The sequence below is a fragment of the Variovorax soli NBRC 106424 genome, from assembly GCF_001591385.1.
In the GTDB taxonomy this organism is placed as follows: domain Bacteria; phylum Pseudomonadota; class Gammaproteobacteria; order Burkholderiales; family Burkholderiaceae_C; genus Variovorax; species Variovorax soli.
Map to the genome: position 1 here is coordinate 25071 of NZ_BCUU01000042.1, position 17654 is coordinate 42724.

General features: G+C 69.1%; 22 protein-coding genes. 16 read left to right on the forward strand and 6 right to left on the reverse strand.

Features of this window, described 5'->3' with window-relative positions; all coding sequences use genetic code 11:
* Nucleotides 1-54: 54 nt before the first annotated feature.
* The 4 genes from VSO01S_RS13930 to VSO01S_RS13945 all read left to right on the forward strand — a co-directional run bounded on the left by VSO01S_RS13930 (nucleotide 55) and on the right by VSO01S_RS13945 (nucleotide 2117).
* Nucleotides 55-684 carry a cysteine hydrolase family protein gene (locus tag VSO01S_RS13930; protein ID WP_068643366.1) on the forward strand — a complete coding sequence of 210 codons (630 nt, stop codon included), beginning with the start codon at nucleotides 55-57 and terminating at the stop codon, nucleotides 682-684.
* 159 nt (nucleotides 685-843) lie between these two features.
* Nucleotides 844-1056: a 30S ribosomal protein S21 gene (rpsU, locus tag VSO01S_RS13935; RefSeq protein ID WP_007833691.1), complete on the forward strand. Its 213-nt coding sequence runs from the start codon at nucleotides 844-846 to the stop codon at nucleotides 1054-1056.
* Between the two features lie 123 nt (nucleotides 1057-1179).
* The gene (locus VSO01S_RS13940; RefSeq protein WP_068643374.1) at nucleotides 1180-1629 is read left to right on the forward strand and encodes a GatB/YqeY domain-containing protein; all 450 of its coding nucleotides are present in this window, start codon (nucleotides 1180-1182) and stop codon (nucleotides 1627-1629) included.
* 11 nt (nucleotides 1630-1640) lie between these two features.
* Nucleotides 1641-2117: an NUDIX domain-containing protein gene (locus VSO01S_RS13945; protein WP_068643376.1), complete on the forward strand. Its 477-nt coding sequence runs from the start codon at nucleotides 1641-1643 to the stop codon at nucleotides 2115-2117.
* 103 nt (nucleotides 2118-2220) lie between these two features.
* Here the strand turns inward: VSO01S_RS13945 and pmbA are convergent, their stop codons facing one another.
* Nucleotides 2221-3594: a metalloprotease PmbA gene (gene pmbA, locus VSO01S_RS13950; protein WP_068643377.1), complete on the reverse strand. Its 1374-nt coding sequence runs from the start codon at nucleotides 3592-3594 to the stop codon at nucleotides 2221-2223.
* 84 nt (nucleotides 3595-3678) lie between these two features.
* Between pmbA and yjgA the strand changes: the two genes are divergently transcribed.
* Entirely contained in the window at nucleotides 3679-4332 is a 654-nt protein-coding gene (yjgA, locus tag VSO01S_RS13955) for a ribosome biogenesis factor YjgA (protein WP_068643379.1), read from the forward strand.
* Nucleotides 4329-4919, forward strand: coding sequence for a molybdopterin adenylyltransferase (gene mog / locus VSO01S_RS13960; protein ID WP_068643380.1), 591 nt, complete (start codon nucleotides 4329-4331; stop codon nucleotides 4917-4919). Before yjgA ends, mog begins: the two co-directional genes overlap by 4 nt.
* A gap of 34 nt (nucleotides 4920-4953) precedes the next feature.
* Here the strand turns inward: mog and cysE are convergent, their stop codons facing one another.
* Nucleotides 4954-5724, reverse strand: coding sequence for a serine O-acetyltransferase (gene cysE / locus VSO01S_RS13965; protein WP_068643381.1), 771 nt, complete (start codon nucleotides 5722-5724; stop codon nucleotides 4954-4956).
* 43 nt (nucleotides 5725-5767) lie between these two features.
* Nucleotides 5768-6541, reverse strand: a complete 774-nt coding sequence (locus VSO01S_RS13970; RefSeq protein WP_068643382.1) for an RNA methyltransferase — start codon at nucleotides 6539-6541, stop codon at nucleotides 5768-5770.
* A gap of 123 nt (nucleotides 6542-6664) precedes the next feature.
* On the opposite strand from VSO01S_RS13970, the gene VSO01S_RS13975 reads away from it, so the two are divergent.
* Genes VSO01S_RS13975 through VSO01S_RS13985 form a run of 3 tightly spaced genes read left to right on the forward strand, consistent with a single transcriptional unit; the run spans nucleotide 6665 to nucleotide 11081 of the window.
* On the forward strand, nucleotides 6665-7720 hold the full coding sequence (locus VSO01S_RS13975; RefSeq protein WP_068643384.1) for an inositol monophosphatase family protein: 1056 nt from the start codon (nucleotides 6665-6667) through the stop codon (nucleotides 7718-7720).
* Nucleotides 7721-7761: 41 nt separating this feature from the next.
* Nucleotides 7762-9951, forward strand: a complete 2190-nt coding sequence (locus tag VSO01S_RS13980) for an FUSC family protein (RefSeq protein WP_245684212.1) — start codon at nucleotides 7762-7764, stop codon at nucleotides 9949-9951.
* Nucleotides 9948-11081 (forward strand): mechanosensitive ion channel family protein, encoded by a 1134-nt coding sequence (locus tag VSO01S_RS13985; protein WP_084241866.1) that lies wholly within the window; start codon nucleotides 9948-9950, stop codon nucleotides 11079-11081. The genes VSO01S_RS13980 and VSO01S_RS13985 overlap by 4 nt, the downstream gene beginning before the upstream one ends.
* A gap of 10 nt (nucleotides 11082-11091) precedes the next feature.
* Here the strand turns inward: VSO01S_RS13985 and VSO01S_RS13990 are convergent, their stop codons facing one another.
* Nucleotides 11092-11616 carry a MarR family winged helix-turn-helix transcriptional regulator gene (locus VSO01S_RS13990; RefSeq protein ID WP_068643388.1) on the reverse strand — a complete coding sequence of 175 codons (525 nt, stop codon included), beginning with the start codon at nucleotides 11614-11616 and terminating at the stop codon, nucleotides 11092-11094.
* Nucleotides 11617-11724: 108 nt separating this feature from the next.
* Here VSO01S_RS13990 and VSO01S_RS13995 point away from each other — a divergent pair, with 108 nt between their 5' ends.
* The 6 genes from VSO01S_RS13995 (at nucleotide 11725) to VSO01S_RS14020 (ending at nucleotide 15567) form a co-directional block, all read left to right on the forward strand.
* Nucleotides 11725-12705, forward strand: coding sequence for a Bug family tripartite tricarboxylate transporter substrate binding protein (locus tag VSO01S_RS13995; RefSeq protein WP_068643390.1), 981 nt, complete (start codon nucleotides 11725-11727; stop codon nucleotides 12703-12705).
* A 114-nt stretch (nucleotides 12706-12819) separates the two neighbouring features.
* A complete protein-coding gene (locus tag VSO01S_RS14000; protein WP_068643392.1) occupies nucleotides 12820-13125 on the forward strand; it encodes a plasmid stabilization protein in 306 nt (101 codons plus the stop codon).
* Between the two features lie 13 nt (nucleotides 13126-13138).
* On the forward strand, nucleotides 13139-14131 hold the full coding sequence (locus VSO01S_RS14005; RefSeq protein ID WP_068643394.1) for an SDR family oxidoreductase: 993 nt from the start codon (nucleotides 13139-13141) through the stop codon (nucleotides 14129-14131).
* 28 nt (nucleotides 14132-14159) lie between these two features.
* Complete coding sequence (locus VSO01S_RS14010) at nucleotides 14160-14519, forward strand: DUF1428 domain-containing protein (protein WP_068643396.1); 360 nt, start codon at nucleotides 14160-14162, stop codon at nucleotides 14517-14519.
* A 75-nt stretch (nucleotides 14520-14594) separates the two neighbouring features.
* The gene (locus tag VSO01S_RS14015) at nucleotides 14595-14966 is read left to right on the forward strand and encodes a hypothetical protein (protein ID WP_068643398.1); all 372 of its coding nucleotides are present in this window, start codon (nucleotides 14595-14597) and stop codon (nucleotides 14964-14966) included.
* A 175-nt stretch (nucleotides 14967-15141) separates the two neighbouring features.
* On the forward strand, nucleotides 15142-15567 hold the full coding sequence (locus VSO01S_RS14020; protein WP_068643400.1) for a GAF domain-containing protein: 426 nt from the start codon (nucleotides 15142-15144) through the stop codon (nucleotides 15565-15567).
* A gap of 33 nt (nucleotides 15568-15600) precedes the next feature.
* Here the strand turns inward: VSO01S_RS14020 and VSO01S_RS14025 are convergent, their stop codons facing one another.
* Nucleotides 15601-15951, reverse strand: coding sequence for a GlpM family protein (locus tag VSO01S_RS14025; protein ID WP_068643402.1), 351 nt, complete (start codon nucleotides 15949-15951; stop codon nucleotides 15601-15603).
* Nucleotides 15948-16532, reverse strand: a complete 585-nt coding sequence (locus VSO01S_RS14030; RefSeq protein WP_068643404.1) for a dihydrofolate reductase family protein — start codon at nucleotides 16530-16532, stop codon at nucleotides 15948-15950. The genes VSO01S_RS14025 and VSO01S_RS14030 overlap by 4 nt, the downstream gene beginning before the upstream one ends.
* Before the next feature lie 91 nt (nucleotides 16533-16623).
* Between VSO01S_RS14030 and VSO01S_RS14035 the strand changes: the two genes are divergently transcribed.
* Nucleotides 16624-17654 (forward strand): MutS N-terminal domain-containing protein (locus VSO01S_RS14035; RefSeq protein WP_506016902.1); only part of this gene is annotated, 1031 nt, incomplete at its 3' end.

Genomic DNA, 17654 nt, shown 5'->3' on the forward strand with positions numbered 1-17654 from the left:
CCCGCGCAATCGCCAAGAATGCAGGCTCCTGCAACCACTTGCGAGCCAAAGCCGATGTCTTCTTCTCCCCGCCGCGCCCTGGTCGTCATCGACGTGCAAAACGAATACTTCGAGGGCGGCGGCCTGCCCATCGAGTACCCGCCGATCTCGGACACCCTGCCCAACATCACCCGCGCCATGGACGCCGCCCGCGCCGCCGGCGTGCCCGTGGTGGTGGTGCAGCACCATGCGCCGGCCGGCGCACCGGTGTTCCAGGCCGACAAGCACGGCGGCCAGCTGCATCCTGAAGTCGCCGGCCGGGCACGCGACCACCTGATCACCAAGACCCTGCCAAGCGTCTTCACCGGCACCGATTTCGCCGCCTGGATCGAAGCGCACGGGGTGAACACGCTCACCATCGCAGGCTACATGACGCACAACTGCAACGCATCGACGGTGTACGAGGGAATGCACCGCGGCCTGGCGATGGAGTTCCTGGCGGACGCGACCGGCTCCCTCCCCTACGCCAACGCCGCCGGCCGGGCCAGCGCGGAAGAGATCCATCGGGTGCTCAGCGTCGTGTTCCACAGCAATTTCGCCGCCGTGGCCTCCACCGCCGACTGGATCGCCGCCGTGGCTAGGCAGGAGGCCCTGCCCAAGGACAACGTGGTGGCGTCCAACCAGCGGGGCCGCCAGGCTGCCTGAGGGCCGGGGAAAGACGGGGGTCGACCGAGCTGGCGCGCGCAGGTTATAATGCGCGGCTAACTTTTGGCCCTACCTCAACGGCCGCACCAGTTTTCAGTTGAGGAACCCCCGCCCGGGTCACGATCTTGCCTGGGCCCCCTGTTTCAAAAACCGAGCTAAATGACCACCATCCGCGTTAAAGAAAACGAGCCCTTCGACGTGGCGCTGCGCCGCTTCAAGCGCACCATCGAAAAACTGGGCCTGCTGACCGACCTGCGTGCCCGCGAGTTCTACGAGAAGCCCACCGCCGAGCGCAAGCGCAAGAAGGCCGCGGCCGTCAAGCGCCACTACAAGCGCGTGCGCAGCATGCAGCTGCCCAAGAAGCTGTACTAAGCTGCCCCGCCACGACGGCCCTTCTTTCCTGAAGCCGCCGTCGCCGGTTTCGAGCCGCGCCAGGAACGTCCTGCCGCGGCTCTTGTCATTCTTGCCTGCCAGATAAAAGAAAAGGAAAACGCCATGAGCCTGAAGGACCAGATCACCGAAGACATGAAGACGGCGATGCGTGCCAAGGACTCCGAGCGCCTCGCCACCATCCGCCTGCTGATGGCCGCGCTCAAGCAGAAGGAAGTGGACGAGCGCGTCGAGCTGGACGACGCCATGATCGTCGCCGTCATCGACAAGATGGTGAAGCAGCGCAAGGACTCGGTCGCTGCCTTCACCCAGGGCGGCCGCCAGGACCTGGCCGACAAGGAAGCGGCCGAGATCAAGGTGCTGGACGCCTACCTGCCCCAGCGCATGGGCGCCGACGAGATCGCCGCCGAGGTGAAGGCCATCGTCGCCGAATTGGGCGCCAAGGGCCCCGGCGACATGGGCAAGGTGATGGGTGCCGTGAAGACCCGCCTGGCCGGCAAGGCCGACATGGGCCAGGTCAGCGCCGCGGTGAAGGCAGCACTCTCCGGCGCTTGAGCGGCGCCGGCATGAGCGCCAACGCCGAGCCCATCCTCAAGGCCTGCGCCTGCCTGGTCGATGCCCAGGGCCGGCTGCTGGTGTTCTACCAGCCGGCCGACGGCGGCATGCAATTGCCCAAGGGCACCATCGAACCGGGCGAGTCCCCGGAAGACGCGGTGCGCCGCGAGCTGCTGGAGGAATCCGGCATCCACTACACCGGCGAGCTGGTGCCGCTGGGCACCCTGGACCGCCACTGCGAGGCCGGCATCGAAGGCAACAAGCACCGCCACGCGCAGCTGTGGCATCTGTTCCTGATGCAGGCCCAGGGCCCGCTGCCCGAGACCTTCGACCACGTGGCGCACGGCAGCCCCGAGGAAGACGGCCTGGTGTTCAGCTTCTCCTGGCTCGCCCACGACCAGGAGCCGGTGGGCTTTGCCAAGCCGTATCTCCAGGCCATCGTGCGGGTGCGCGAAGCTTGGCGCACCCTGGCCGAGCAACGGATCTAGGCCAGTCCCGCACCGGGGAACCGGCTCCGCCGGGCCCCAGGTGGGGTCTCCCCCCTGGGGGGTGGAGTTACACGACCGAAGGGAGTGAAAAGCCGGGGGGCTGTCAGGACCCTGCGACCTTCATTCGGTTGATCAGGATGGAGCCGGTGGTCTTGGCGCCGAAGGTGTAAGCGTCGGCCCCCACCGCCTCGATGCCCAGCAGCATGTCCTTGAGGTTGCCGGCGATGGTGATCTCCTGCACCGGAAAGGCGATGCGCCCCTTTTCCACCCAGAAGCCGCTGCAGCCGCGCGAGTAGTCGCCGGTCACGTAGTTCACGCCCTGCCCCATCAGCTCGATGACGAACAGGCCCGTGCCCAGCTTCTCGAGCATCGCGTCCAGGTCGTCCTGCGGACGCGTGCGCGACGAATGCAACACGAGGTTGTGCGAGCCGCCGGCGTTGCCGGTGGTCTTCATGCCCAGCTTGCGCGCCGAGTAGGTCGATAGAAAGTAGCCCTCCAGCCGCCCGCCGTCGACGATCTTGCGCGCCTTGGTGGCCACGCCTTCGTCGTCGAAAGGCGCGCTGCCCTTGCCGCGCCGCACATGCGGATCTTCGTCGACGCTGATGTGGTCGGCCAGCACCTTCTTGCCCAGCGAGTCGAGCAGGAAGCTGCTCTTGCGGTAGAGCGCCCCGCCGCTGGTGGCCTGCACCAGCGAGCCCAGCAGGCCCGCCGCCAGCGGCGACTCGAACAGCACCGGGCATTCGGTGGTCTTGATCTTTCGCGACTTCAGCCGGCTGAGCGCCCGCTCGGCGGCATAGCGGCCCACCGCCTGCGGGCTGGCCAACTCGCCCGCCGAGCGCATGGAGCTGTACCAGGCGTCGCGCTGCATGTCGTCGCCGCGCCCCGCGATGGGTGCCACCGAGATCGAATGGCGCGAACTGGCATAGCCGCCGCGAAAACCGTGCGTGTGCGCGCTGAAGAAATGGCTCTGCTGCGCGGAGACACCCGCGCCTTCGCTGTTGGTGATGCGCTTGTCGGTGGACAGGGCCGCCGCCTCGCATTCCAGCGCCAGCCTGGCCGCCTCTTCGCTGGTGATGGCCCAGGGATGGAACAGATCCAGCTCGGGCTGCTCGCGCACGATGTCTTCCTCGTCGGGCAGGCCGCCCACGGGGTCTTCGGCGGTGAAGCGGGCGATGTCGTAGGCCGCCTGCACGGTCTGCTTGATGGCGCCTTCTGAAAAGTCGGAGGTGCTGGCGTTGCCGCGGCGCTGGCCCACGTACACGGTCACGCCCAGCGACTTGTCGCGGTTGCGCTCGACGTTCTCCAACTCGCCCTTGCGCACCGAGACGCTCAGGCCGCAGCCCTCGGAGGCCTCGGCGCCGGCATCGGTGGCCCCCAGCTTCTTGGCATGCGCCAAGGCGGTATCGACCAGGTTTTCGAAGTAGGAGCGGCTGTAGGCAAAGCCGCCCTCGGCACGCGAGGTAGAGGTAGATGACATGTGGAGGACAATGATACTTGCGCCCACCCGGCCGCGCCGACCGCGCGCTGCCCGGCCCGGGCCCTTTCAGGAAACCAGACCGCCATGCCCCGCAAACCCAAAAAAGGCTACTTCGTGCGCGGCCACTTCGTGGCCGAAGGCAGCGAACTCGACCAGGAGCTCAAGCGCGAGCTCAAGGGCACCGATGTCAGCAAGACCGACCTCAAGCGCGAGAGCGCCGAGCTGCAGGCGCTCGGCGAAGCGCTGCTCAAGCTGCGCGCCGCCGCATTCAACGACCTGCCGATCAGCGACAAGCTGCGCGAAGCCATTGTCGAAGCCAAGCGCATCACCAATTTCGAAGGCAAGCGCCGCCAGATGCAGTTCATCGGCAAGCAGATGAGACTGCAGGAGCCCGAGACGCTGGACGCGATCCGCGCCGCCCTGGCCGAACAGGACCGCCCCAGCGCCGAAGCCACGCTCGCCCTGCACGAGGCCGAACTGTGGCGCGACCGCCTGATCGTCGACGACGATGCGCTGGGCGGCTGGATCGAGACGCATCCGGCCACCGACGCCCAGCAACTGCGCGCCCTGGTCCGCCAGGCCCGCAAGGACCTCAAGGCCGGCCCGCCCGGCGAGGCGCCGCGCCAAGGCCGCGCCTACCGCGAAATCTTCCAGGTCGTGCGCGCGCAGCTGGCGGCGCACGGGGGCAGCGACCATGCCGAAGAAGCGGCCGAACAATCGCGCGAGGAAGACGCATGAACTACGACCCCGTACGCATCGGCATCGTCTCCATCAGCGACCGCGCCTCCAGCGGCGTGTACGAAGACAAGGGCCTGCCCGCCCTGCGCGACTGGCTGGGGCGCGCACTGAAGAACCCGCTGCATTTCGAGTCGCGGCTGATTCCCGACGAGAAGGAGCGGATCAGCCGCGCACTGGTCGAGCTGGTCGACGCCGGCTGCTCGCTGGTGCTCACCACCGGCGGTACCGGCCCGGCCGTGCGCGACGTCACGCCCGAGGCCACGCTGGCCGTGGCCGACAAGGAAATGCCCGGCTTCGGCGAGCAGATGCGCCAGATCAGCCTGCGTTTCGTGCCCACCGCCATCCTCTCGCGGCAGGTCGCGGTCATTCGCGGCCAGAGCCTGATCATCAACCTGCCCGGCCAGCCCAAGTCGATCGCGGAAACGCTGGAAGGGCTGAAGGGAGAGAACGGCGAGCAGATCGTGCCGGGCATCTTTGCCGCGGTGCCCTACTGCATCGACCTGATCGGCGGACCGTACCTGGAAGGCAATCCCGAGGTGTGCAAGGTGTGGCGGCCCAAGGCGGCCATCCGCACCTTCGAAAGCTGACGCGCAGCCGGCGCGCAGGCCGGGCGTCGCGCCCTTACTTGCCGACCAGCTGCGCGAGCTTCTCGGCCTCGAAGCACTCCTTGCGCGCCGCATCGTCGGGCACGCAATCGCGCTGTTGCTGCGACAGCTTCTCGATGGCCTGCCACAAGAGGGCAATCTGCTTGTCTTGCGCGCCGGCGCTGTCGATCAGCCCGCGCATGGCCAGCGACAGCGGGTCGTCGCCCTGCGTCACGCCATAGGCGGCAAACGCGCCTTCGCGCCCCTCCACCTTGTCGCGCAGCTGCGCCTCGCCGGCCGGGATGATGCGCGCCGGAATGCCCACCGCCGTGGCGCCCGCCGGCACCGGCCGCGTCACCACGGCATTGGAGCCGATGCGCGCGCCGTCGCCCACGGTGAAGCCGCCCAGCACCTTGGCGCCGGCCCCCACCACCACGTCGCGGCCCAGCGTCGGATGCCGCTTGGTGCCCTTGTAGAGCGAGGTGCCGCCCAGGGTCACGCCCTGGTAGATGGTGCAGCCGTCGCCGATCTCGGCGGTCTCGCCCACCACCACGCCCATGGCGTGATCGAAGAAGACGCGGTTGCCGATCTTGGCTGCGGGGTGGATCTCGATGCCGGTGAGCCAGCGCGAGAAATGCGAGATGAAGTTGCCCAGCCAGCGCAGCCCGTGGTTCCAGCACCAGTGCGCGGGCCGGTGCAGCATCACGGCGTGCAGGCCCGGATAGAGCGTAAGAACCTCGAAGGCCGAATGGGCGGCCGGGTCCCGCTCGAGGATGCAGCGGATATCGGAGCGCAGGCGGTCGAACATCTTGTTTGAGCTCTTTCGGCGATATCGATATGGGGCCGCGAGTCTATCGCTGGCCGCTATCGCTTGCAGAGGATGGGGACTCCGCTTCCGTGGCAGGCCGCTGGGGTTCGGCCATCAGCTTGGCGATGCCGCGCAGGATGTGGATCTCTTCCACCGTGGGCCGGGCCCGGTTGAACAGCTGCTGCAGGCGCGGCATGAGCTTCTTGGGCGCCTTGGGGTCGAGAAAGCCGATGCTCACCAGCGAACGCTCCCAGTGCGCCAGCATGCCGGCCACAGCCTGCGCGTCGGCAGCGGCGGGCTCGGGCAAACCGGCCGGCAGCGCGTCGTCGAAGCCGCCCAGTGCCTGGCGCCATTCGTAGGCAATGACCTGGATGGCCGCTCCCAGGTTGAGCGAGCCGAAGCTGGGGTCGGTCGGAATGCGCAGCGCCACATTGCAGCGGTACACATCCTCGTTGCGCATGCCGAAACGCTCGGAGCCGAACAGGAAGGCCACGTGCTGGTCCTTCTGCTGCGCCAGCGGCATGAGGTGCTCGCGCGGGCTGCGGGTGGGCGGGCCGAAGTCGCGAGCGATCATGGCGGTGGCGCACAGGTGGGTGACGCCGTCCAGCGCCTCGTCCAGCGTTTGCACGATGCGCGCCTTGTTCAGCACGTCCAGGGCGCCGCTGGCGCGCTGGATGGTTTCTTCCCGGCGCAGCACGTTGGCCCAGCGCGGCGCCACCAGCACCAGGTCGTCGAAGCCCATGGTGCGCATGGCGCGCGCCGCGGCGCCGACATTGCCGGCATGGCTGGTCTGGATCAGGATGAATCGGGTTCGCATCGGGGGGCAAAAGAACGGAAAGGCACCCGAAAGGGGGTGGCCGGGTAAAATCACCCCAATTGTCGCCGCCCGCATCGCCGGGCTGCTTTCGGCCTCCTGCCTCGCCTGCTCTTCAAAAAATTCATGTCGTCCAACCTGCACCCCATGCTCAACGTGGCCATCAAGGCCGCCCGCGCCGCCGGCGCCATCATCAATCGCGCCGCGCTCGACGTCGAAGCCGTGCGCATCTCGCAAAAGCAGGTCAACGACTTCGTCACCGAGGTCGACCATGCCAGCGAGGCAGCCATCATCGAGACGCTGCTGACCGCCTACCCCGGCCACGGCATCCTGGCGGAAGAATCGGGCCGCCAGCACGGCGCGCAGGATTCCGACTACGTGTGGATCATCGATCCGCTGGACGGCACGACCAACTTCATCCACGGCTTCCCGGTGTACTGCGTGTCGATCGCCCTCTCGGTCAAGGGCAAGATCGAGCAGGCCGTTATCTACGACCCCACCCGCAACGACTTGTTCACCGCCACCAAGGGGCGTGGTGCCTACATGAACGAGCGGCGCATCCGCGTGAGCAAGCGCGTGCGCCTGAACGAATGCCTCATTTCCACGGGCTTTCCGTTCCGCACGGGCGACAACTTCAAGCAGTACCTGGCCATCATGGCCGACCTGATGCCGCGCGCGGCCGGCCTGCGCCGCCCCGGCGCCGCCGCGCTGGACCTGGCCTACGTGGCGGCCGGCTTCTCCGACGCCTTCTTCGAGACGGGCCTGAACATCTGGGACGTGGCGGCCGGCTCGCTGCTGGTGACCGAGGCCGGCGGCCTGATCGGCAACTTCACCGGCGAGCCCGACTTCCTCGAGCAGCGCGAATGCCTGGCTGGTGCGCCGCGCGTGTACGGCCAGCTGGTGCCGCTGCTGGCCAAGTACTCCAAGTTCGCCGGCGTGGACGAGAAGCTGCGCGCGTCCGACCGCATGCGCGACGTGAGCGCCAGCGCCGCCCGCCAGGGCGGCCATGTGCAGGATGCCGATGCCGACGTGTACGCCCGCAGCACCGTCTCGATGCAGCAGGGCGAAGCGGACGCCGCCGCCGAAAGCGAAACGCCGGCCGCCGCCGCGCCCGCGCCGCGCAAGCTGACCCGCGCCCGCACCCCCGGTGCGGCTCCCTCGGACCCGACCTCCGCTAAGTGATGCAGGCGCAACGCGCCGCGGCGCGTCGGGCTCGCGCGGCGATGCGCGTTGCCCTGAGCTACTACGTCACCAACGGCATCTCGGTTGCGCTGGGCCTGGCGCTGATCTCGGCCGCGGTGCACTACTTCCTCGGCCCGGTGGCCGGCGCCACCGCCTCGGTGGGCGTGCTGGTCTGCGCGCCGCCCGACCTGGCCGCCCCCCGCCGCGGCAAGTTCTACACAATGCTGCCGGCGCCCTTTCTTGGCCTGCCGCTGTTCTTCGCCGTGCAGGTGCTGCACGCCCGGCCCCTGGAACTGGGCCTGCTGCTGGTGCCGGCCACCTTCCTGGCCTTCCTGGCCATGGCCTGGGGCAAGCGAGGCATCCCGATCGCCATCGCGGTGATGTTCTCCATGATCTTCTCCATGGCCACGCCGGCGCAGCCCGACTGGCGCCTGGCCTGGGTCAACACCTGGCACTTCGGGCTGGGCGCCGGGCTGTACATCGTCTGGGCGGTGCTGGCCAACTCGGCGCTCAATGCGCGCTACCGCGTCCAGTTCACGGCCGACGTGCTGTTCGCGCTCGCGGCGCTGATGCGCACGCAGGCCCGGCAATTCTGTGCCCCGAGCGAGACGGATGATGTGCGCGAGGTGAGCGCGCCGCTGCTCGGCCAGCTGCTGCGCGACCAGGCCGCGCTGGCGGACCAGTTGCAGGCCGCGCGCGACATCGTGCTCGAGTCGCCCCGCACCCCGCGCCGCCAGCAGCTGGCGGGCATGCTGATGATCGCGCTGGAGATGCGCGACCACCTGGTGGCGACCGAGCTCGACCTGGAAGCGCTCATCGTCCATCCCGGCGGCGCGCAGGTGCTGCGCGAGATGCGCCTCATCATGGAAGAGCTGGCCGGCGAAACCGCCGCGCTGGCCGACGCGCTGCTGCTGGGCCGCCAGCCCGAACCGCCGCTGGACCGCCGGCCGCTGCTGGCCAGTATCCGCATGCCGCAGGACGAAGGCCCGGGCGCGGACGGCCGCATGGGCCCCACGCCGGCCCTGCTGGCCCGCGGCATGGCCAACCGCATCGGCCACCTGAACGACGACGTGCTGCGCCTCACCTCCCTCGCGCGCGGCGACAGCGCACCCGACCTGGCCGTGGTGCGCGCGGGCTGGAAGATGTTCGTGAGCCCCACCGACTGGTCGCTCGCGCCCTTCTTCAAGGTCTGGCGCTGGGACGCGCCGCCGCTGCGCCATGCCATCCGGGCCATGCTCGCCATCGCCGCGGGCTACGGCATTGCGCTGGCGCTGCCCTGGGGCTCGCACGACTACTGGATCCTGCTGACCATCGTGGTGGTGCTGCGCGGCAGCCTCTCGCAGACACTGGAGCGGCGCAACCACCGCGTGGCCGGCACGCTGCTGGGTTGCGTGCTGGCCAGTGCGCTGCTTTCGGCGCACCCCTCGGCACTCGCGCTGCTGGTGTGCGTGACGGCCGCGCAGGCGGTGGCGCACGGCTTCGCCATCCGCCGCTACCTCATCACCGCCGTGGCCGCCACCGTGCTGGGCCTGGTGCAGGCGCACATGCTCAACACCGGCATGGCCCCGACCTTCGCGCTGTTCGAGCGCATTGCCGACACGCTGATCGGTGCCGGTCTGGCCTGGGCCTTCTGCTACGTGCTGCCTTCGTGGGAGCGCCACCAGCTGCCGGCGCTGGTCAGCCGCACCCTGCGCGCACAGGCCCGGCACGCCAGGCTCGCACTCGGCCTGGGCCAGCTGCGCGCGGCCGACGACACGCCCGAGCTGGCCTGGCGCCTGGCCCGGCGCGAGGCCTACGACAGCCTCTCGGCGCTGGTGCAGGCCACGCAGCGCTCGATTTCCGAGCCGCGCGCCGTGCGCCCGCCGCTGGCGCCGCTGGAATACCTGCAGGCGCACAGCTACCAGCTGCTGGCGCAGCTCAGCGCGGTGAAGTCGATGCTGGTGCTGCGGCGCGACCGCCTCACGCCCGCCGACATCGAAGGCCCCCTTGAACGCACCGCCGAGCGCATCGAGAAGTCGCTGACCGCACCGCTCGACGAAGCGGCCCTGGGTCCGATGAGCGACATCGCTCCGGCCATGCCCAGCGCCGGTGGTCCCATCTCGCTGCCCGACCCCTTCGAGAGCGACGTCAGCCCCTGGCTGCTGCGCCGCCTGGATTTCGCCACGCGCATTGCGCTGCAGCTGCGCGAAGATGCAACTCGCGTGCTGCAATCGACTCGGAGTTCGTCATGAGCGCGCAAGTCATTCTTTCCCATCCCTGGTTTCCCACGCTGACGGCGGCGGTCGTTGCGGTGCTCGTGGCGCTGGTGGTCCATCGCATCGCCCGCATGCTCTTGCTGCGCCTCACGCGGCCGCTGCCGGGCCTGTACGGCATGGTGGACAAGTGCCGGCCGGCGGCACGCTGGGTGCTGCCGCTCATCGGCCTGCAGATGGTCTGGCAGGCCGCGCCGGAGGACCTGCGCGGCCTGGGCAGCGTGCGGCACCTCAACGGGCTGCTGCTCATCGCGGGCGTGGCGTGGCTGGCGGTGCGCGCCATCAACGGCTTCACCGAGGGCTTTCTGTCGAAGTACCCCGCCACCGTGGCCGACAACCTGCAGGCGCGGCGGCTGCACACCCAGGGCCGTGTGCTGGCGCGCACGGCCATCTGCGTGGTGCTGATCGCCGCCGCCTCGCTGATGCTGATGACCTTTCCGGGTGCACGGCAGGTGGGCGCCAGCCTGCTGGCCTCGGCGGGCGTGATCGGCATCGTCGCGGGCCTGGCGGCCAAGCCGGTGTTCAGCAACCTCATCGCCGGGCTGCAGCTGGCGCTGGCCCAGCCCATCCGCATCGACGACGTGCTGGTGGTCGAGGGCGAATGGGGCCGCGTGGAGGAAATCACCGGCACCTTCGTGGTGCTGCGCCTGTGGGACGAGCGCTGCCTGATCCTGCCGCTGACCTACTTCATCGAGAAGCCTTTCCAGAACTGGACGCGCAGCAGCTCGCAGCTGCTGGGCTCGGCTTTCTTCTACGTGGATTTCGGCATGCCCGTCGAGCCGCTGCGCACGGAACTCGAGCGCATCGTGCGGGCCGCGCCGGAGTGGGACGGCCGCAGCTTCACCCTTCAGGTGACCGATATCACCGAGCGGACGATGCAGCTGCGTGCGCTGGCCACCGCTGCGACGTCGGGGCTGGCCTTCGAGCTGCGCTGCCGCATCCGCGAAGGCCTGATCAGCTTCATGCAGCGCGAGTATCCGCAGCATCTGCCGCAGATGCGCCTGAGCCAGGACGCGAACTTGTCGCCGGCCGCGCTGCGGCAGGAGGCGGTGCGGGGCGATGCGCCGCTGGCGGCAGCGCAACCCAGGTACGGAAACACCGCACGATAGCCGCCCGGGCTCAGGCGCCCGATGCCGCGCGCCTGCCGCGGCCGGCCTTGGGCAGGTCGGCGACTGCCGGCAGCAGCGCCTCGGCCCGCGCCTGCAGCCGCGCCAGCGCTTCGTCGAACTGCTCGGCCGCCTGCGGCGTGAGGGCGGCCATCAGGTGCGCATTGATCTCGCGCACCATCGGAAAGAGTTCGGCGTGGATGGCCCGGCCCGCCTCCGTCAACCGCAGCATCACCTGGCGCTTGTCCCCGCCCGGCTGGCTGCGCAGGATCAGGCCCTTGGCCGCCAGCGACCCCACCGCGCGCGAGGTGCGGGCCCGGTCGAGTTGCGCAAGCTCGGCCAGCTGCGATGACCCCAGGCCCTTGCCGCCGTGCTCCACCAGCGTGGCCAGCAGGCGCCATTCGCGCCGCGTGATGCCAAAGCGCCCCTCGCACAGCCGGATCACCGGGCTGCCGCCCACCGCCAGCAGGCGGCTCAGGCGGTACAGCAGCAGGTCGTCGAGCACGGGGCCTGCGCCGGGCAAGGGCTTCTGGGCCATCGGGGTAACTCCGCAAAGCAGTTGATTTGATCAATCGATTGTCGCGCCCCTACAGTGGCGGGCGGCGCCACGCGCCGCCCGGAACACCCAACGAGGAAAGATCGCACCATGCCCCTGCGCAAGACCCTACGCACCCTGATCGGCGGCCTCGGCCTGGCCGCCCTGGCCGCGGCGAGCCCCGGCCTGTCGGCCCAGACCCTGGAAGGCGGGCCGCTGCGCATCGTGGTGGGCTTTGCGCCCGGCGGCGCTTCCGACAAGGTGGCGCGCATCGTGGGCGACAAGCTCTCGCCCAAGCTGGGTGTGCCGGTGGTGGTCGACAACAAGACCGGCGCCGGCGGCCGCCTGGCCGCGCAGCAGGTCAAGAGCACCCCGGCGGGCCAGAACGTGCTCATGCTGGCCAACCCGGCCGTCATGGTGGTCGCGCCCCTGGTCTTCAAGGACAGCGGCTACGACCCCGACAAGGACTTCGTGCCGGTCTCGCACGTGAACGACTACGAGTTCGCCCTGTCCGTCTCGACCGCGGTGCCGGTCAAGGAACTGCCGCACCTGCTGGCCTGGATGCGCGCCAATCCCGAGAAATCGAACTTCGGCGTGCCGGCCACCGGCAGCCTGCCGCACTTCTTCGCGCTCATGACGGCCGAGAAGGCCGGCGTGCAGGGCCAGGTGGTGGGCTATCGCGGCTCGGCGCCGCTGCTCAACGACCTGATCGGCGGGCAGGTCCCCATTGCCTTCGACACCTTCGACGTGGCCCTGCCGCAGCACCAGGCCGGCAAGCTGCGCATCCTGGCGATTTCCGGCACCCGGCGCTCGCCCTTTGCGCCGGACATTCCCACCTTCAAGGAAGCCGGGCTGGACCTGGCCGCCACCGGCTGGAACACCTTCTTTGCCCCGGCCAGCATGCCGCCGGCCAAGGTGGCGCTGCTGTCCAAGGCCATCCACGACGTGATGAAGGACCCGGCCACCGTCAAGGCCTTCCACGACTCGATGATGACGCCCGTGGCCTCCACCCAGGCGCAGACGGCGGCGATGCTCAAGGCCTTCCGCGAGCAGTGGGCACCGGTGGTTCGCAAGTCCGGCTACCAGCCCTGACGCGGCCGGCGGCGCCGAAGGCCTGGCCCGACCGGCAGGCGCGCGCTGCTCCTACATCCGCCACCTGGGCCGCGGCGCAGCATGAGTTCCTGCCAGTTGCAAAGGAGATTCATCATGCCCAGAGGCGACAAGTCGGCCTACTCGGACAAGCAGAAACGCAAGGCCGAGCACATCGAGGAAGGCTATGAACACCGCGGCGTCGGCAAGAAGGAAGCCGAGCGGCGTGCCTGGGCCACCGTGAACAAGGAAAGCGGTGGCGGCGAGAAAAGCGGTTCGGGGCGCGGCAAGCCCGAGAACCACAGTGCTTCGCGCAAGGGCGGGCGACTGGGCGGCCGTGCCGCGGCATCACGGCCGGCGGCGGCTCGCTCCGCTTCGGCCAAGAAGGCTGCGGCCACGCGCAAGCGCCACGAGGCGAACTGAGCGCGGAGGCTGCATGCCAACGCGCAGCAAGACCAGCGCGGTGGTCGAACACCATCGCAAGGTCCAGCGCCAGCAGGATGCGAAGGACCGCAGCAGCGCCAAGGCCGGGAAAGCCGGCAAGTCCAAGCAGCCGATGCAGGCCGGCCATCGCGAGGAGCCGGAGAACCCGATGCCCTCGCAGCGCCTGGAAAAGCCCGGCATCGAGGCGCAGATGGAACTGCGGCCGCGCTTCCTGGCGCCCGACTATCGCGGCAGCGGCAAGCTCCAGGACATGTGCGCGCTGGTGACCGGCGGCGATTCCGGCATCGGGCGCGCGGTGGCGGTGCTCTTTGCGCGCGAGGGCGCGGACGTCGCCATCGTCTACCTCAGCGAGCACGAGGACGCCGAAGAGACAAAGCGGCACGTGGAGGCCGAAGGCAGGCGCTGCCTGCTCATGGCCGGCGACGTTTCCGACGGCGCTTTCTGCAACCAGGCGGTGGCGCAGGCCGTGAAGCACTTCGGACGCCTGGACATCCTGGTCAACAACGCCGCGTTCCAGATGCACGCGCAGAAGATCGAGGACGTGAGCGACGATCGCCTGGACCTGACATTGCAGACCAATATCGGCGGCTACTTCCGCATGGCGCGCGCAGCGGTGCCGCACCTGAAGCAAGGCGCCTGCATCATCAACACCGGGTCAGTGACGGGGCTGGAAGGCAGCGGGCATCTGCTGGACTACTCGGTGACCAAGGGGGCCATCCATGCATTCACCAAGTCGCTGGCCAGCAGCCTGCTGGACAAGGGCATCCGGGTGAACGCCGTCGCGCCCGGGCCGGTGTGGACGCCGCTCAATCCGGCCGACCAGCAGGCCGAGCGCATCGCGCACTTCGGCGAGAAGACCGACCTGAAGCGCCCCGCGCAGCCGGAAGAGCTTTCTCCCGCCTACGTGTTCCTTGCCGCGCCGTGCTGCGCCAGCTACATCACGGGCATCGTGCTGCCAGTCACCGGCAGCGTCGGCGCCATCTGAATCCCGAGCCCCAAACAAGGAGAGCGAAATGCCCTATGTCGATGGATTCGTCGTTCCCGTGCCGCGCAAGAACCTGGATGCCTACCGCGACATGGCGCTGAAGGCGGGCAAGGTCTGGATCGAGCACGGCGCGCAGCAGTTTCGCGAATGCGTGGCCGACGACGTCAAGCCGGGCGAGTTCACCTCGTTCCCGCAAAGCGTCATGCTCAAGGACGACGAGGTGGTGTTCTTCTCGTGGATCGTCTACGAGTCGCGTGCCAAGCGGGACGAAGTCAACGACAAGGTCATGAAGGACCCGCGCATGAAGGACATGATGGATCCCAAGGACTCGCCCTTCGATGCCAAGCGGATGATCTACGGCGGCTTCGAGGTGCTGGTCGATCTGTAGCCCTGCTTGGTACTGCGGGCAGGCGCCCGCAGCCGCGGCACAATGGCCATGGAAAAAAACTCCAGACCGCCATTCATGAAAGCATTTGCCGCGCCCCTGCTGATCTCCGCCGCCGTCCTCGCCGCACCCTTGCCGGCTGCCGCCCAGGGCGCCGACTTGCTGTTCCTGAAGAACAGCCCGGCCGCCAAGTTCAATGCGGCCGACTTCAAGCTGCTTCGCGCCACCATCGACAAGGCCCTGGCCGGCCCGGCCGAAGGCCCGGCGCTCGAATGGGCCAACGACAAGACCAGCGCCTCCGGCACGGTCACCCCGGCGGGCGTGGACGAAGCTGCCGCGCCGCGCAAGTGCCGCAAGCTGCGCATTGCCAACGCCTACAAGTTCACCAAGGACGAAGGCGTCTACACCTTCTGCCAGGGCACCACGGGCAAGTGGACGCTCAAGCCCTGATCGCGCCCTGACTCCCCACATCCCCTTGTTTGGGGAAGACGCAAAAGCCGCCTTCAGGCAAAAACGCGGGCTTGTCGCCGGCCCGCGCCCGCCTTGGCCTTCCCGAATCTGCGCAGAGCCGACGTTTCCAGCCCCCGATGGGGCGCGCAAAGAAGAACAACCCCAGGAAACTGACATGGCATTCGCAGACGGATTCGTGGCGCCACAACTTCGCAGGAGCATCGATGCCTCCCGCGCACTGGCCGCACAGCTTTATTCACCCCTGCCGGACGAAGACGACGCGGGCATCGCCCTCATGCCCCTGGCCGATCAGGCCCTGGCCGGACTCGTGCGGCTGCTGGAGGCCGACCTGGAGCTCCAGGTGCGTTTCATCGCCGACCCGTCGCAGCCCGGCCTGGCCATGCAGGGCGACACGCCGGCCAGTGCCGGCATCGGTGCGCCGGTGCGCCTGGCCAGCGGCCACATCCTGGGCATGCTGTGCTTCTTCCATCCCGAACCGGACGGCCAGCTGGACGAGCGCGATGTGCGCCGCCTCGAGATGGCAGCCCGGCTGGCCGCACGCCTGATCGACGGCGCGGACGCGCACGGCATCGCGTCCTGACCCGCCCCAGCCGGCCAAGCCCGCCGGCAGGCTTCAGGCGCCTGCCGGAAAGGCCCGGCTCCAGGCGAACAGAAGAACCAGGGCGGCAACGATCCATGCGCCCGTCGCCAGGCTCAGCGTACCGGCCAGCGAATAGCGCACGCTGAGCCAGTAGACCGCTGCGAGGTACACCGCATAGGGGATGAGCGACCACAGGCCGAACAGCGCGGTGGTGCGCAAATCCGCCACCGAGCGCTCGGTGCCGACGATGTAGTGGGCAATGAGCGCAAAGGTGGGAAAGAGCGGCACCAGGCCCGCGATGAAGAAATTGCGCGTCTTGGACAGCAGCGCGATCACCAGGACCGCCAGCGCGCCGAGCAGGCATTTGAGGAACAGGGACGTCACGCGCGCTCGGCCCCCGGCGCGCCTTCACGCAGCACCTCGTAGCGCAGCTCCGCCATGCCGGGGCCGAAGCGCTTCACGGCCGTCAGCTCGAGCCGCCGGGGCTGGGCAATGCGGCGCGGCAGCAGCGGATGGCCGCTGCCCAGGGTCACCGAGCCCACCTGCACGATGATGTCGTCGAGCAGGCCGGCATCGTAGAACTGGCCCACCAGTTCGCCGCCGCCCACCAGCCAGATGTTCTTGCCCGTGCCCTGCACGGCGGCCTGCATGGCCTGGTGCACCGGCCGCACATCGCCGCGCACGAAGCGGATGTCGGCGCCCGGCACCGCCGGCAACTGGCGGCTGCTGAACACCCAGGTGGGCTGCGCATAGGGCCAGGGCGCGCCGCCGCCCGGCGCGTTCACCACGTGCCGCAGCATCCACTCGTAGGTGGACGACCCCATGGCCAGCGCCCCCACGCCTTGCATGAACTCGGGAAGGCTGGTGTCCTGGATGTCGACCAGCGGGAAGAGCCATTCCAGCGAATGGTCCTCGGTGGCCAGGAAGCCGTCGAGGCTGGCGGCGGTGTAGTACTGGGTGCGCATGCGGGGCAGTTTAAGGGCGCAAGGGCAAGGGCCAACGGGGGCGCCCCGTATAGTCTCAGGCTGTTCGATATCGCCCGAGATTTTTCCGAAGATGACTTCCACCGCCGCCCTGGACCTCAGTGCGCACACGCCGATGATGCAGCAGTACCTGCAGCTCAAGGCGGACCATCCCGACACCCTGCTCTTCTACCGGATGGGCGATTTCTACGAGCTGTTCTACGCGGACGCGGAAAAGGCGGTGCGTCTGCTCGACATCACCCTCACCCAGCGCGGCCAGTCGGCCGGTGCGCCGGTGGTGATGGCCGGGGTGCCCTTCCATTCGGTGGACGCGTACCTCTCGCGCCTCATCAAGATGGGCGAGTCGGTGGCCATCTGCGAACAGGTGGGCGAAGTGGGCGCGAGCAAAGGCCCGGTGGAGCGCAAGGTGGTGCGGGTGGTCACGCCCGGCACGCTGACCGAGGCGGAGCTGCTCAGCGACAAGGCCGAGGCGCTGCTGTTGGCCGTGCACGCCGGCGCCCGCAACCTGTGTGGCGCGGCCTGGCTCAGCGTGACCGGTGCGCAGATGCACCTGGCCGAATTCGAGGCCGACGAGCTGGAAGCCTGGCTGGCCCGCATCGGCCCCACCGAGGTGGTGTACAGCGCCGAGGTCACGCCCGCCTTCGAGCAGCGCCTGAAAGAGGCGCGCAACGCCGCCAGCGCCGCGCCCTTCACGCTCACCCTGCGGCCGGCCTGGCAGTTCGACACGGGCCTGGGCGAGCGCCGCCTGTCCGAGCTGATGGGCGCCGCCACGCTGTCGGCCTGGAATGCGCAGGAACTGGCGCAGGCGCAGGCCGCCGCGTCGGCCCTGCTGGGCTACGCGGAGCACACGCAGGGCCGTGCCTTATCGCATGTGCAGCGCCTGGCTGTGGAGCGCAACGACGAATTCATCGACCTGCCGGCCACCACGCGCCGCAACCTGGAGCTGGTGCAGACGCTGCGCGGCGAGGCGGCGCCCACGCTCTTTTCGCTGCTGGACACCTGCATGAGCGGCATGGGCAGCCGCATGCTGCGCCGCTGGCTGCTCACGCCGCGGCGCGACCGCAGCGCGGCGCGCGAGCGGCTGGAGGCCATCGGGGCGCTGGG

Bases quoted from the DNA above. Each gene is read 5' to 3' on its own strand.
- VSO01S_RS13930 (WP_068643366.1), top strand. From the start codon at position 55: ATGTCTTCTTCTCCCCGCCGCGCCCTGGTCGTCATCGACGTGCAAAAC.
- rpsU (WP_007833691.1), top strand. From the start codon at position 844: ATGACCACCATCCGCGTTAAAGAAAACGAGCCCTTCGACGTGGCGCTG.
- VSO01S_RS13940 (WP_068643374.1), top strand. From the start codon at position 1,180: ATGAGCCTGAAGGACCAGATCACCGAAGACATGAAGACGGCGATGCGT.
- VSO01S_RS13945 (WP_068643376.1), top strand. From the start codon at position 1,641: ATGAGCGCCAACGCCGAGCCCATCCTCAAGGCCTGCGCCTGCCTGGTC.
- pmbA (WP_068643377.1), bottom strand. From the start codon at position 3,594: ATGTCATCTACCTCTACCTCGCGTGCCGAGGGCGGCTTTGCCTACAGC.
- yjgA (WP_068643379.1), top strand. From the start codon at position 3,679: ATGCCCCGCAAACCCAAAAAAGGCTACTTCGTGCGCGGCCACTTCGTG.
- mog (WP_068643380.1), top strand. From the start codon at position 4,329: ATGAACTACGACCCCGTACGCATCGGCATCGTCTCCATCAGCGACCGC.
- cysE (WP_068643381.1), bottom strand. From the start codon at position 5,724: ATGTTCGACCGCCTGCGCTCCGATATCCGCTGCATCCTCGAGCGGGAC.
- VSO01S_RS13970 (WP_068643382.1), bottom strand. From the start codon at position 6,541: ATGCGAACCCGATTCATCCTGATCCAGACCAGCCATGCCGGCAATGTC.
- VSO01S_RS13975 (WP_068643384.1), top strand. From the start codon at position 6,665: ATGTCGTCCAACCTGCACCCCATGCTCAACGTGGCCATCAAGGCCGCC.
- VSO01S_RS13980 (WP_245684212.1), top strand. From the start codon at position 7,762: ATGCGCGTTGCCCTGAGCTACTACGTCACCAACGGCATCTCGGTTGCG.
- VSO01S_RS13985 (WP_084241866.1), top strand. From the start codon at position 9,948: ATGAGCGCGCAAGTCATTCTTTCCCATCCCTGGTTTCCCACGCTGACG.
- VSO01S_RS13990 (WP_068643388.1), bottom strand. From the start codon at position 11,616: ATGGCCCAGAAGCCCTTGCCCGGCGCAGGCCCCGTGCTCGACGACCTG.
- VSO01S_RS13995 (WP_068643390.1), top strand. From the start codon at position 11,725: ATGCCCCTGCGCAAGACCCTACGCACCCTGATCGGCGGCCTCGGCCTG.
- VSO01S_RS14000 (WP_068643392.1), top strand. From the start codon at position 12,820: ATGCCCAGAGGCGACAAGTCGGCCTACTCGGACAAGCAGAAACGCAAG.
- VSO01S_RS14005 (WP_068643394.1), top strand. From the start codon at position 13,139: ATGCCAACGCGCAGCAAGACCAGCGCGGTGGTCGAACACCATCGCAAG.
- VSO01S_RS14010 (WP_068643396.1), top strand. From the start codon at position 14,160: ATGCCCTATGTCGATGGATTCGTCGTTCCCGTGCCGCGCAAGAACCTG.
- VSO01S_RS14015 (WP_068643398.1), top strand. From the start codon at position 14,595: ATGAAAGCATTTGCCGCGCCCCTGCTGATCTCCGCCGCCGTCCTCGCC.
- VSO01S_RS14020 (WP_068643400.1), top strand. From the start codon at position 15,142: ATGGCATTCGCAGACGGATTCGTGGCGCCACAACTTCGCAGGAGCATC.
- VSO01S_RS14030 (WP_068643404.1), bottom strand. From the start codon at position 16,532: ATGCGCACCCAGTACTACACCGCCGCCAGCCTCGACGGCTTCCTGGCC.